This is a genomic window from Acidovorax sp. SRB_14 (assembly GCF_012932145.1).
Lineage (GTDB): Bacteria > Pseudomonadota > Gammaproteobacteria > Burkholderiales > Burkholderiaceae_C > Simplicispira.
On the sequence record NZ_MWOK01000013.1, the window covers coordinates 51,016 to 64,518 of the forward strand.

At 65.2% G+C, this 13,503-nt stretch carries 10 protein-coding genes and 1 pseudogene; 2 read left to right on the forward strand and 9 right to left on the reverse strand.

What is annotated here, in order from left to right:
- Positions 1-233 precede the first annotated feature (233 nt).
- Together B2J86_RS11685 and B2J86_RS11690 are read left to right on the forward strand one after the other, a co-directional pair.
- Positions 234-1,439, forward strand: coding sequence for an acetyl-CoA C-acetyltransferase (locus B2J86_RS11685; protein WP_173025653.1), 1,206 nt, complete (start codon positions 234-236; stop codon positions 1,437-1,439).
- Between the two features lie 18 nt (positions 1,440-1,457).
- Complete coding sequence (locus B2J86_RS11690) at positions 1,458-3,650, forward strand: 3-hydroxyacyl-CoA dehydrogenase NAD-binding domain-containing protein (protein ID WP_173025654.1); 2,193 nt, start codon at positions 1,458-1,460, stop codon at positions 3,648-3,650.
- Between the two features lie 170 nt (positions 3,651-3,820).
- Here the strand turns inward: B2J86_RS11690 and B2J86_RS11695 are convergent, their stop codons facing one another.
- The 9 genes and pseudogenes from B2J86_RS11695 to B2J86_RS11735 form a co-directional block, all read right to left on the reverse strand.
- Positions 3,821-5,536, reverse strand: coding sequence for an AIPR family protein (locus B2J86_RS11695; protein WP_173025655.1), 1,716 nt, complete (start codon positions 5,534-5,536; stop codon positions 3,821-3,823).
- A gap of 214 nt (positions 5,537-5,750) precedes the next feature.
- Positions 5,751-6,085, reverse strand: a pseudogene (locus B2J86_RS11700) (3-keto-5-aminohexanoate cleavage protein); the annotation flags it as partial.
- A 53-nt stretch (positions 6,086-6,138) separates the two neighbouring features.
- Positions 6,139-6,915, reverse strand: a complete 777-nt coding sequence (locus tag B2J86_RS11705) for an enoyl-CoA hydratase (RefSeq protein WP_173025656.1) — start codon at positions 6,913-6,915, stop codon at positions 6,139-6,141.
- A gap of 49 nt (positions 6,916-6,964) precedes the next feature.
- A complete protein-coding gene (locus tag B2J86_RS11710) occupies positions 6,965-7,789 on the reverse strand; it encodes an acyl-CoA thioesterase II (RefSeq protein WP_173025657.1) in 825 nt (274 codons plus the stop codon).
- Between the two features lie 28 nt (positions 7,790-7,817).
- Entirely contained in the window at positions 7,818-8,699 is an 882-nt protein-coding gene (locus B2J86_RS11715; RefSeq protein WP_173025658.1) for an alpha/beta fold hydrolase, read from the reverse strand.
- A 208-nt stretch (positions 8,700-8,907) separates the two neighbouring features.
- On the reverse strand, positions 8,908-10,113 hold the full coding sequence (locus B2J86_RS11720; RefSeq protein WP_173025659.1) for an acetyl-CoA C-acyltransferase: 1,206 nt from the start codon (positions 10,111-10,113) through the stop codon (positions 8,908-8,910).
- Positions 10,114-10,125: 12 nt separating this feature from the next.
- On the reverse strand, positions 10,126-10,593 hold the full coding sequence (locus tag B2J86_RS11725; protein ID WP_173025697.1) for a DUF4442 domain-containing protein: 468 nt from the start codon (positions 10,591-10,593) through the stop codon (positions 10,126-10,128).
- Between the two features lie 47 nt (positions 10,594-10,640).
- Entirely contained in the window at positions 10,641-13,040 is a 2,400-nt protein-coding gene (locus B2J86_RS11730) for a 3-hydroxyacyl-CoA dehydrogenase/enoyl-CoA hydratase family protein (protein ID WP_173025660.1), read from the reverse strand.
- A 15-nt stretch (positions 13,041-13,055) separates the two neighbouring features.
- Positions 13,056-13,490 carry a DUF2147 domain-containing protein gene (locus B2J86_RS11735; protein ID WP_173025661.1) on the reverse strand — a complete coding sequence of 145 codons (435 nt, stop codon included), beginning with the start codon at positions 13,488-13,490 and terminating at the stop codon, positions 13,056-13,058.
- Positions 13,491-13,503: the final 13 nt, after the last annotated feature.

Below are 13,503 nucleotides of genomic sequence, written 5' to 3' on the forward strand. Positions count from 1 at the left end.
GGGTCGCAGACAGTGGGGTCGCCCTTTCTTTGGTGACTTTCTTTCGGCGACGCGAAAGAAAGTCACTGCGCCGCCGGGAGCACATCCCGGCCAGCAGCCTCAGCACAAGGCACCGCGCACAGCACCCACAACCCAGGACCCGTCCAAAAACCGAGCAACAGCGAACCGAGATTTACACAAAGCAAACGCTTCGCACAAACATATACTGCCGCAGCACATACCGGAGACTAGCCATGACCGAAGCCTATGTATTCGACGCCATCCGCACACCGCGCGGCAAGGGCAAAAAGGACGGTAGCCTGCACGAGGTCAAGCCGATCAGCCTGCTGGCCGGCCTGCTCACCGAACTGCAGGCGCGCCACCAGTTCGACACCGCCGCGGTCGACGACATCGTCATGGGCATCGTCTCGCCCGTGGGCGAGCAGGGCTCTGTGCTACCGAAGGTGGCCGCACTCAGGGCGGGGTGGGACTTCCGCTGCGCGGGCGTGCAGGTCAACCGCTTCTGCGCCTCGGGCCTGGAGGCCGTGAACCTGGCCGCGCAGAAGGTGAAGAGCGGCTGGGAAGACCTGGTGGTGGCCGGCGGCGTGGAGAGCATGAGCCGCGTGCCCATCGGCTCCGACGGCGGCGCCTGGGCGCAGGACCCCGAAACCAACTCCGCCACCCTGTTCGTGCCCCAGGGCATCGGCGCCGACCTGATCGCCACGTTGGACGGCTACACCCGCGCCGACGTGGACGCCTTCGCGCTCGAATCGCAACGCCGCGCCACCGCCGCGCGCGCGGCCGGCCACTTCAAGCAATCGGTCGTGCCCGTGCGCGACTTCCTCGGCCAGACGATTCTGGAAGAGGACGAGTTCATCAAGCCCCACACCACGCTCGAAGGGCTGGGTGCGCTCAAGGCGTCGTTCGAGCAACTGGGCGCCATGGGCTTTGACGCCGTGGCGCTGCAGCGCTACCCGCAGGTCGAGCGCATCCACCACGTGCACCACGCGGGCAATTCGTCCGGCATCGTCGATGGCGCGGCCGCCGTGCTGATCGGGAACGAGGCCGCCGCCCAGTCCCACGGCCTCACGCCGCGAGCGCGCATCGTGGCCACGGCCTTGAGCGGCGCCGACCCCACCATCATGCTCACAGGCCCCGTGCCCGCCGCCCAGAAGGCGCTGGCGCGCGCCGGCATGACCATCGACCAGATCGACCTGTTCGAAGTGAACGAGGCCTTTGCCGCCGTGCCCATGCGCTTCATGCTCGAGTTGAAAGTGCCGCACGACAAGGTCAACGTGAACGGCGGCGCCATCGCCATGGGCCACCCGCTCGGCGCCACGGGCGCCATGATTTTGGGCACCCTGATCGACGAGCTGCACCGCCGCCAGCTGCGCTACGGCCTCGCAACCCTCTGCGTTGGCGGTGGCATGGGCATCGCGACGATTGTTGAACGCGTCTGACCGCCAGGAGACAAGAACATGCAAACCATCCGCTACGAACTGGTCAAAGCCCAGGACACCGAAGGCCAGGTCGCCGTCATCACCTTTGACGAAGCCAACTCCCCCGTCAATACCATGTGCCGCCAGTGGCAGGAAGAGCTTGGCCAGGTCACAGCCCAGGTGCTGGGCGACCGCGAGCGCCTGGGCGCAGGGCTCAAGGGCATCGTGCTCGCCTCTGCCAAGACCAGCTTCTTCGCGGGTGCCGACCTCAAGGCCACCATGCGCCTCACGCCCGCCGATGCGCCCGCCGTGTTCGGCGAGATCGAGCGCATGAAGAAACACTTCCGAACGCTCGAAACGCTGGGCATCCCCGTGGTGGCCTGCCTGAACGGCACGGCGCTGGGCGGCGGGTGGGAGGTGGCCCTGGTCGCGCACTACCGCATTGCCGTGGCCGACCCCAAGATCCAGTTCGGTCTGCCCGAGGTCACGCTCGGCCTCATGCCCGGCGCCACCGGCGTGACCAAGATGACGCGCCTGCTGGGCCTGATGGGCGCACAGCTTTACGTGCTGGAAGGCAAGCTCTTCAACCCCGCCGAGGCGCTGGAGCTGCGGCTGGTGCATGAGCTGGTGGCTACGCGCGAGCAACTGCTGCCCGCCGCCCTGGCCCACATCGCCAGCCACCCGCACGCGGTGCAGCCGTGGGACGACAAGAATTACAAGATGCCCGGCGGCACGCCAGCCAATCCAAAAATAGCCGGCGCCCTGACGGTGGCGCCCGCCATGCTCAAGAAGACCACGCGCGGCCGCTACCCCGCGCCCGAGGCGGCCCTGGCCGCCATGGCCGAAGGCGCGCTGGTGGACTACGACACCGCCCTGCGCATCGAAAGTGGCTACCTCGCCCGCCTGATGACCGGCCCCGTGGCGCGCAACATGATCAACACCTTCTTCTTCGACATGAACGCGATCAAGAGCGGCAAGTCGCGCCCCGGCAATTCCCCGCGCTACAAGCCTACGAGAGTCGGCATCCTGGGCGCCGGCATGATGGGCGCCGGCATCGCCTGGGCCCAGGCCAGCCGGGGCATCGCCACCGTGCTCAAGGACGTGAGCCAAGAGAAGGCCGAGGCCGGCAAGGCCTACAGCGCCAAGCTCACCCAGGCCCGCGTGGATCAGGGCCGCATGACGGCCGAGGCGCAGCAGGCGCTGCTCGCGCGCATCACACCCACAGCGGATGCGGCCGAGCTGGCGGGCTGCGACCTCATCATCGAAGCCGTGTTTGAAAGCCGCGACCTCAAGGCCAATGTCACGCGCGAGGCCGAGCCGCAGCTTGCGCCCGGCGGCTTCTTTGCCAGCAACACCTCCACCCTGCCCATCACCGGCCTGGCGCAGGCCAGCAGCAAGCCCGAGAAGTTCATCGGCATCCACTTCTTCAGCCCCGTGGACAAGATGAAGCTGGTTGAGATCATTCGCGGCCAACAGACGGACGACGAGACCGTCGCCCGCGCGTTCGACTACGTGCAGGCCCTGGGCAAGGTGCCCATCGTGGTGAACGACTCACGCGGCTTCTACACCAGCCGCACCTTCGGCACCTTCGTGATGGAAGGCGCCGCCATGCTGGGCGAAGGCATCCCCGCCGCCGCCATTGAAAACGCCGCCATGCAGGCCGGCCTGCCCGTGGGCCCCCTGGCCGTGCTGGACGAAACCGCGCTCACCCTGAGCGTCCATGTGCTCGACCAGACCCGCGCCGACTACGCGGCCGAGGGCAAGACCTACACCGCCACCCCCGGCGAGTTGCTGGTGGAGCGCATGGTCAAGGAATTGAAGCGCCCCGGCCGCGCCGGTGGCGGCGGTTTCTACGACTACCCCGCAGGCGCCAGGAAGCACCTGTGGCCGGAGCTGCGCGGCCTGTTCGAAAAGCCCGATGTGGCGTGGAGCGTGCAGGAGATCCAGGACCGCTTGCTCTACCGCCAGGTCATCGAGACCGCGCGCTGCCTGGCCGAGGGTGTGCTGACCAGCGTGCACGACGCGAACATCGGGTCGATTTTTGGGATTGGGTTTCCAGCTTGGACGGGTGGGACGATGCAGTTTATCTATGGGACTGGCGTCGACGCCTTCTTTCAGCGGGCGGATGAGCTAGCGGCGAAGAATGGGGCGGGGTTTGTACTGGATGCGAAGGCGCGAGAAGCAATTAAAAAATTTCGTCCGTTTACTGATTCAAAAAACGGTTTACTTTGACTCGTCGTACGCGCCTGCGCTTCAAGGTCCGCCACTAGCTATCGCTGTGTTTTTCTTATTCGGCCCATCATATGCAGGTTGCGATCAACCAATTTTTGTGAGTTAAACGCGAAGGTCTAACAATGGCAGTTCGGTATCCACCGATGCATAAACTGCTGTTGCGCTGTGATTCATGCGCCGACCACATTTAGCTTCGGCAATTTCCACGTCGCGGATTTTGTCATTCGAAGACCCAGGGTGCGCTTTAACTTATCCAAGAATGGTTTCACACGTAATACGTTGCGGACGTTGAGGCTAGAGTCTTCCGTGGTTACTATGTTTACAGCGAGTTCCGAGTACAACTCCATGGCTTTCTTGGCGTACTTGGATAGGGCTCCGCGAAAATCCTCGGTTGCCATCCGCTTCAAGCTCAACTTGCTCATGTCCGAACCCGTGTGTTCAATTAATTGATTCGCAACATAGATTCCCCAAGGAGTCCCGTGGATTCCAAGTATGGCCTTCATCACCGGATCCGCCGCTGCATCGCAGTTCTCCAGGAGAGTCGTTCTTTCAGTTTCGATCTCTTGAGCGAGTAGCCAAGCCAGCATCACTCTCTCAGGCTTCAGGCCTCGGGGAAAAATGCTCTTATAAGAGCGATCGAACAGCTCTGCTTTCTTGGCCACTCCTTCGAGAACAGTTTCCTCTGACATCGCAGCTAGGTACTGGGTGACGCGATCTAACTCAATACGCTTTGGGCTTTTGGCGGTCTTCGCGCCCTCCTGCTTGGGAGCATACGTGTAGCCAACGGTACCGAATGCACCGCGCAACGCCTCTTGGATTGGATCGAGCAAACGCACCGCAGAGAGCTTGACCGGGTTCTGCGTGTTGTTGTATCGCACGATATCAGTCAACAGTGCCTTTTTAGCGCCAACGACTCGAACAAGCACTTGTGCTTTGCCTGCGTCCGTACTTCGCTCGATTGCGCGTGAGAGGCTAACGGTGGTTTGGCAACCATTGACTACCGAAAATCTACGAAGGGTGAATTTCGTCCCGGACTTCTGCTCAAAGTTGTCCGCAACAATTGTTATGCCATTGTTGAGTGCCCAAAAATCACCTGGCCTCGACTGCGCGGTATCAACGATCTTTTCGTTGATTCCACCCTTCCTTTCCCCGATGAAAAGCCGAACGTTTCCCTCAAACAGTTGATTGCCATACTGACCATGGAGCCTAGCTAGTTCAGAAGCTGGCACCGCACCAAGAATTGCTTGGCCGAAGTCACCACGCACTTCTGCGACTTGTCCTGCGAAGGAAAGGGTGTCCTCCAAGACATTCCGGTCTGCGGCTCGAGCAACGACGAATTTATCGAAGAGGGATTCCTGATGCTCATAGAAAAATGTAGTTTCTGAGCCATATGTGCGGGATCGAACTGTCGTTTCCCGCTGTCTCGCAATCTGATCTGATCTCGCCGCGAGCGTAACAAGACCAAAAACTAATGAGTATGCAGATACATCTACCTCCGTCAGGATTTCATAGATATCGTGTCGTCCTGCGTGCTTGAAAGAAACGGGATCCCTAACGGTAGCAACTGCGGCAATCAACGAGTTCCATTTTTTGATGCCAGCACTTCTATCCGGTCGATCAGATACGTAGCCCAGAAGCACATAAATTGCCTCCTGGTCGTTATCTACGTAAATGAAATCGCATCCGGCATCTTCATGGCCATCAACAGACGCAGCATCAATTGCCTCATCTTCGTCAATGCCAAGTAGCGTAGAGGCATACCACGCGGTAATGGCCTTATCCCGAGAGATGCCTCCCCTCTTCGCGACCGCATCTATCGCTGAGATCAACTCTTTACGAGGATCAGTTGCTGGTGTCTTCGATTGCTGCGTTTTTGCAGTTGCCATATTTGCCTCCCGCTATTGAATCTTTTAAGCAAGTCTATACGGGAGACTCGTGAGACACCACCAAGGCTGCATGCAACATGACAGCGTTTGACGCGCCTCAACGAGCAACTGCAAGCTCGCCTCGACAGGGCTCGCACACTTCAGGAGAAAAGGCTTCGACAACGCTTACCGCTCAAGGCATCTCATCCGACCATGAGAATGAGAAAGGGTCAAATTACGCTGGGACTACACCAGCATCTTTCAACCCCAAACTCCCCCGCGCCTCCTGCGGCGAAGCCACCTCCCGCCCCGCACTCCGCGCATACCGCGCCAACTGCTTAATCAACGGCCCATTCGAATCCGCCTTCGTCCCATCCGGCAGAGAGAACATGTCCTCCAGCCCGTGCGCAGGTGTCCACCCAGCTCGGCCACGCGCTGGTACACGCGCCAGATCTCTCTGCGGCCGATGACAGTGGCCTGCCAGTGGGCGCCCTTGATGTTCAGCTTGAGCAAGATGGGCAACAGGTCCGGGTCGGCGGGCATGTCGGATTCGACGCCCATCACAAAGTTATTGGGGCCGACCCTACAGCCAGCACGCCGCCCACCCCCTTCGGGGTCGGTCTTCAGAGAGTGCTGAAATCCGGACGCCGCTTTTCCATGAACGCCGTGAAGGCTTCACGCGCCGCAGGCTCGCGCAGCATGCGGCCGAAGCTGGCGCCCTCCTCGGCCATGCGTTCCAGCACAGGTTCGAGCATGCCCTTCTTCATCAGGCGCTTGGTCTCCACGAGCGACGACAGCGGTTTGGCGGCGAGCTTGCGCGCCTGTGCCTGGGCAATGGCGTTGCACTCGGTGGGCGGCACCACGCGGTTGACCAAGCCCACCTCCATGGCGGCTTCGGCCATGAAGGGCTCGCCCAGCAGCAGGGCCTCGGCTGCACGGTGGTAGCCCAGCAGGCGCGGGGCCAGCAGGCTGGACGCGGCCTCGGGGCACAGGCCCAGGTTAACGAAGGGCATGGAGAACGCAGCGTTGTCGCCCGCATAGACCAGGTCGCAGTGGAACAGCATCGTCGTGCCGATGCCCACGGCGGGGCCGCAGACTGCGGCCACCAGGGGCTTGGGGAAGGCGGCGATGGCGCGCAGGAAGCGGAACACCGGCGAGTCCTGCTCGGCCGGCGGCTGCGCGAGGAAGTCGCCGATGTCGTTGCCGGCGCTGAACACCGTGATGTCGCCCTGCAGCAGCACGGCGCGCACGCTGGCGTCGGCCTCGGCCTGTGCCAACGTGTCGGCCAGCGTGGCGTACATCGCGCGGGTCAGGGAGTTCTTCTTGTCGACACGGTTGAGGGTGACGGTGGTCACGCCGGCTTCGGTGTGCACCAGGATGTCTTGCGGGGTTGCGCTCATGCTCGGGGGTTCCTTGAGAAGGGGGTGGATGGTGCGGGCAGGCCCGCCATCACTCTTTGAAATAGACGATCTGGTGGCTGGTGGCCAGCATGGCGCCGGCCTCGTTCCACAGTTGCACGGTCTGGTCGAAAAAGCCGTTGCGAAACTCCTGTCCGCGCGCCTGGCCCAGCAGGTAGCCGGTGCCGGTGGACTCCAGTTCTGCGGCGTTGGCATGGAAATACACCGTGATCGACACCGTTCCCGCCGGCACGCGCACCGCGCGGCGCAGCCACACGCGCGGAAAGAAGACGTCGGCCAGCGCGGCCAGCGCGCAGAAGTCGAGCGGGCGCGCCGGCTCGTCGCGCATCCACAGCTGGCTCAGGCTGCTGTCGCCCTGGCCCTCCCAGCGCTCGGGCAACTCGCCGACGACGGGGCGCATCTCGTAGCGGCGCAGCCACTCCACGCCCATGGCCGGCGTGATGCGCGGCAGCGCCGCGGGCTGCGGCACGGCGGGCATGGGCATGTCGCCCAGGCTCCAGGTGTCGCGGCGCACGGCGGTGACGGCCGTGGCCGTGGTCGTGATCTGGGGCGTGCCTTGCGCATCGGCCTGGGACAGGGTGATGGTCCAGTGCTGCGTCGAGCGGTTGGTGCGCACCGGCACGGCCTCCACCATGAACTCTCCGGCCGCCTGTGCGGCCGCGTAGTTGACCGTGAGCGACAGGGGCTCGCCCAGCAGGTCGGGGTGCTCCAGCACGGCCCGCAGTGCGACGGCGGCCGTGATGCCCCCGAACGGGCCAACCATGTTCCAGTAGCCGGGGCTGGTGTGCCCCTGGTACTGCCCAGCGGTGGTGGACGCGAGCGCGAGCGCCTTGTCCAAAGGGTGGTGTGTGGTCATGGTGTCCAGTGTGCCGCGAAAATTGACCTCACGCCGTCGTGCCGGAGACTGCGGCGCTGCCGCCCTCCAGGCCCGCGATCGCCCGCGCCGCGCGCGGCCACAGGCTGCCGCGGAACTGGTCGCGGAAGAAGCCGAAGTGACCGATGCGCCGCGCCTGCGCGTCGGCCGGCGCGAGCGATTCGACCTCGCGCGGCGCGTTCGCATATAACGCCAGCAGGTGGTGCGTGCCGCGCAGGGTCATGAGCTCGTCGTCGCGCATCGACCAGGCCAGCACCGGAAAGCGCACGGCGCCATAGCTCTGCTCCGCCGCCGCGCCCTCGGCGCCCACGCTGTAGCGCGGGTTCAGGCACCAACGCCGCCACTGCAGGATCACGCCGGCCGGCAGGTCGCCCACCTTGCGCAACGCGGCCCCGGGAAAGTAGCCGCAGATGCGCGTGGCCAGCGGCACCAGCACCCACCAGAAGTACGGCACCAGGCGCCTGAGCCGTGGCGCGTTGTCGCGCCAGTAGCCGCTGCCGGCCGCAATGGCCAGCAACCCGTCCACCTGCCCCGGGTTGCGCATCAAGCCCGGCAGCTGCGCGCCCAGGCTGTGGCCCAGCAGGAACAGCGGCTGCGCCGGCAGCGCGGCCTTGGCGGCAGAAACCACGGCCTCGTAGTCCCGCGCCCAGTCGCTCAGGTCGGCCCGCACATCGCGCATGGCCCCCTGCAGCGAGTCGCCATGGCCCCGGTAGTCGAACGTGGTGACGCGAAAGCCCTGCTGCGCCATCCACAGCGCAAACGCCTCATAGAACGACTGCCGCACGCCCATGGCACCGCCAATGACGACACTGGCACGCGCCGCGCCCTCGGGCTCATACACGCGCAGTGCCAACGACACGGCGTCGTTGGTCTGCAAAGTTTGCTTGTTCATGTCTGTCCCCTTGAACCAAGACCGGTCTGCGCCGGTTTGATTGAAAATCACAACGCAGTTCTACGCCTGCCTTTACACCCCGCCCTCAAGGGCGTAGCGAGCGGGCGTCAGGCTAGGCGCGGGTGGCGGGAAACCGGAACGTACTCCCTGTACGTGAGGATTTCCCGACGGGCCCCGCAACGACGCATCACGCCCGCTCGGTAGCCAGTTACACCGCCTCGAAGATGCCGGCGGCGCCTTGTCCCATGCCCACGCACATCGTGACCATGCCGTACTTGAGCTTGTTGCGGCGCAGCGCATGCACCACCGTGGCCGCACGGATCGCGCCCGTTGCGCCCAGCGGGTGGCCGAGCGCAATCGCGCCGCCCATCGGGTTGACCTTGGCCGGGTCCAGTCCCAGGGTGTTGATGACCGCCAGCGACTGCGCGGCAAAGGCTTCGTTGAGCTCGAACCAGTCGATGTCGTTTTGCGTGAGGCCCGCATAGCGCAGCGCAGCGGGGATCGCCTCGATCGGGCCGATGCCCATGATCTGCGGCGGCACGCCCTTGCTGGCGAAGCTCACGAAGCGCGCCAGCGGCGTGAGGCCGAAGCGCTTCACCGCCGATTCGCTCGCCAGGATCAGCGCGCCCGCGCCGTCGCTGGTCTGCGAGCTGTTGCCGGCCGTGACGGTGCCGCGCGCCGAGAACACGGTGCGCAGCTTCGCCAGGCCTTCGAGCGTGGTGTCGGGGCGCGCGCCCTCGTCCAAACTGACGGTGCGGGTCTGCGCCAGCACCTCGCCGCTGTCCAGGTCGGCGCTGCGGTCGGTGACCTCGATGGGCGTGATCTCGTCGGCAAAATGGCCGGCCTGCTGCGCGGCGAGCGCCTTCTGGTGCGAAGCCAGCGCGAACTGGTCTTGCGCCTCGCGCGACACCTTCCACTGCTGCGCCACCTTCTCGGCCGTCAGTCCCATGCCGTAGGCGATGCCGACGTCGCCCTCGCGCTCGCGCTCGAAGATGCTCGGCGACAGCGAGGGCGCATTGCCCATCATGGGCACCATGCTCATGCTCTCGACGCCGGCGGCGACCATGACCTCGGCCTCGCCCACGCGGATGCGGTCGGCCGCCATCTGCACGGCCGACAGGCCGGAGGCGCAAAAGCGGTTCACGGTGATGCCGCTCACGCTGGTGGGCAGGCCGGCGAGCACGGCGGCGATGCGCGCCACGTTCAGGCCCTGCTGCGCTTCGGGAATGGCGCAGCCGCAGACGATGTCTTCAATGGCCGCCGGGTCGAGCCCGGGCGCGGCCGCCAGCGCCGCCTTGAGCGTGGTCGCCAGCAGGTCGTCGGGCCGGGTGTTGCGGAAGAAGCCGCGGTGCGAGCGGCCGATGGGCGTGCGCGTGGCGGCGACGATGTAGGCTTCCTGGACTTGTTGGGCCATGGTGAAACTCCTTCAGTTCTTGCGCGGGGTGGCAGGAATCCACGCCCAGGTAAATTCGCACTCGACCGGCTCCACGCCGGCTTCGTCGGTCACGGTGACCTGCACGGTGACCTCGCCCTTGTCGCTGGCCTGCATGGCCGCGCACTGCTCGGGCGTGAGCGTGGCCACCGCGCGCAGGCCGCCGGTGGCGCGCTTGCGAAAGGCCATCTTCATCTCCTTGGCCAGTGGCGTGCAGTCGTCGCGCACGTTCATGCCCACGGCCATGCCCGTGGCCGTTTCGGCCAGCAGGTTCATGGCCGAGGCATGCACGCCGCCGAAGTGGTTGTGCACCTTGTGCTCGTTGGCGATGCGCACTTCGACGCGCTCGGGCGTGAGCACGTCGAAGCGGATGCCCGCCGTGCCCGTGAAAGGAACTGCACGGCGCAGGATGATGTTCTGCACGAAGCCGCGCATGAAGGCGGGCGCTTCGTCCAGGCGCATCAGCGAGCGCTGCAGCTTGTTGGGGGCGCGTTCCAAGGCAGTCGCTTTCAATTGCGCACCGGCTTTCCGGTGGACAGCATGCCCAGGATGCGTTCCTGCGTCTTGGGGTGCACGATGAGGCCGCAGAAGGCTTTTCGCTCCAGCGCCATCAGGTATTCCTCGCTGACCAGCGTGCCCGCGTCCACGTCGCCGCCGCAGACCACTTCGGCGATCAGGCCGGCGATGTGGAAGTCGTGCGCGCTGATGAAGCCGCCGTCGCGCATGTTGACGAGCGAACCCTTGATCGTGGCGATGCCGCTGCGCCCCGCCACCGGGAACAGGCGCCTGGCCGGCGCGCGCCAGCCGCCCGCTGCCAGCGCCTTGGCTTCGTTGAGCGCGACGAACAGCAGTTCGTCCTTGTGCGGCACGATCACGTCGCTGTGCAGCAGGTAGCCGAGCTTGCGCGAATCGAGCGCGCTCATGCCCACCTTGGCCATGGCAGCCGCCGTGAAGCCTTCGGTCAGGAAGGGCAGCAGGTCCTTGCCGGTCGATGCCGCGGCGTTCTCGGCCGCGCGGCGCGCGATGTAGGTCAGGCCGCCCGCGCCAGGCACCAAGCCCACGCCCACTTCGACCAGGCCGATGTAGCTCTCCATGTGCGCGACGCGGCGCGCCGAGTGCACGGCCAGCTCGCAGCCACCGCCCAGCGCCAGGCCGCGGATGGCCGAGACCACGGGAACGTTGGCGTAGCGGATGCGCAGCATGGTCTGCTGCAGCTCTTCCTCGGCCCCCTCGATGGCGCTGACGCCTGCCACCATGAAGGCCGGCAGCATCGCCTGCAGGTCGGCGCCGGCGCTAAAGGGCTCGTCGCCCGACCACACGACCACGGCCTGGTAGTCCTTCTCGGCAATGTCCACGGCCATGGCCAGGCCCTCGGCCACGTCGGGGCTGATGGCGTGCATCTTGGTCTTGATGCTGGCGATCACGACCGCGCCGTCCAGCGTCCACAGGCGGATGGCGTCGTCCTCGTGCAGCGTGGTGCCGGCGGTCTGGAAGTCGGGCAGCGCCTCGCCGCGCAGTTTTTCAGGGAAATGCTGCCTTTCGTAGGCCGGCAAAGCGCGGCGCGCTGTGAAGTTCTGGGCAGATGCGCTCCACGAGCCCGCGGCCGTGTGCACGCCGCCGGCCTCGGGCACCGGGCCATGGAACACCCACTCGGGCAACGGCGCCGTGCTCAACGCCTTGCCGGCGTCGATGTCTTCCTGGACCATCCGGGCGACTTCGAGCCAGCCGGCCTCCTGCCACAGCTCGAACGGGCCCTGCTGCAGGCCAAAGCCCCAGCGCATCGCCTGGTCCACGTCGCGCGCGTTGTCGGCGATCGTGGCCAGGTGCACGGCGGCGTAGTGGAAGCTGTTGCGCAGGATCGCCCAGAGGAACTGGCCCTGCGCGCCTTCGGCGTTGCGCAGCAGCTTCAGGCGCTCGGCGGCCGGGCGCTTGAGCATGCGGCCGTAGACCTCGTCGGCCTTCTGGCCGCCGGGCACATAGTCTTCGCTCTCCAGGTCGAAGCGCAGCACGTCGCGCCCGACCTTCTTGTAGAAACCGGCTTGGGTCTTCTGGCCCAGCTGCTTGAGGTCGAGCAGTTTCTGCAGCACGGCGGGCGTGCCGTAGCTGCCGTAGAACGGATCGGTGTCCAGGCTCAGGTTGTCCTGCAGCGTCTGGATGACGTGGGCCATGGTGTCCAGACCCACCACGTCGGCGGTGCGGAAGGTGCCGCTGCTCGCGCGGCCGAGCTTCTTGCCCGTGAGGTCGTCGACCACGTCGAACGTGAGGCCGAAGTTCTCGGCCTCCTTCATGGTCGAGAGCATGCCGGCGATGCCGACGCGGTTGGCGATGAAGTTGGGCGTGTCGTGCGCGCGCACCACGCCCTTGCCCAGGCCGCTCGTGGCGAAGGCTTCGAGCTGGTCGAGCACGTCGGGCGCGGTGGTGGGCGTGTCGATCAGCTCCACCAGGTGCATGTAGCGCGGCGGATTGAAGAAGTGAATGCCGCAAAAGCGCGGCTGGATCGCCGCGGGCAGCGCCTCGCTCAGTTTCGTGATCGACAGGCCCGAGGTGTTGCTCGCGACGATGGCGTGTGGCGCCACGAACGGCGCGATCTTCTGGTACAGGTCGAGCTTCCAGTCCATGCGCTCGGCAATCGCCTCGATGACGAGGTCGCAGCCGCGCAGCAGCTCCAGGTGCTCTTCGTAGTTGGCCTGCTGGATCAGCGCGGCGTCCTCCTGCACACCGAGCGGGGCGGGCTTGAGCTTGTTGAGCCCTTCCACGGCCTTGGTGACGATGCCGTTCTTAGCGCCGTCCTTGGCCGGCAGGTCGAACAGCACCACCGGCACCTTGCAGTTGACGAGGTGGGCGGCGATCTGCGCGCCCATAACGCCGGCGCCGAGCACGGCGACTTTTTTCACATTGAAACGGGACATCGGTTCTTTCCTGGTTTATTGCGTGCGCACCCAGGTCTGGGTGCGGCCGAACGGGCCGATGGAGCCGCGCACTTCGAGCTTCTGCCCGCCCTCGATGGGCGTCATCCGCAGCGTGTAGGCCTTGCCGTTTTCGGGGTCGAGGATCTTGCCGCCTTCCCACACGTCCTTGCCGTCGGCCTTCTTGGCGCCCCGGATGATCTCGAGCCCCAGCATGGGCTTGCCCTTGCGGTCGTCGCTGCATTCGTCGCACACGGCGTCCTGCTTGGCGTCCTTGCGCAGCAGCTTTTCGATCTTGCCGGTCAGCACGCCGCCGGACTCGCTGATATGCACCTGCGACTTGACCTCGTGGGTCTTCTCGTCAAAGGTCTGCCAATGGCCGACGGGGCTCATCTGGGCCCATGCGGGGGCGGAGAGTGCTACACAAAAAATAGCTGCTAACGCTTTGTACATAAGGGCTCCAGTG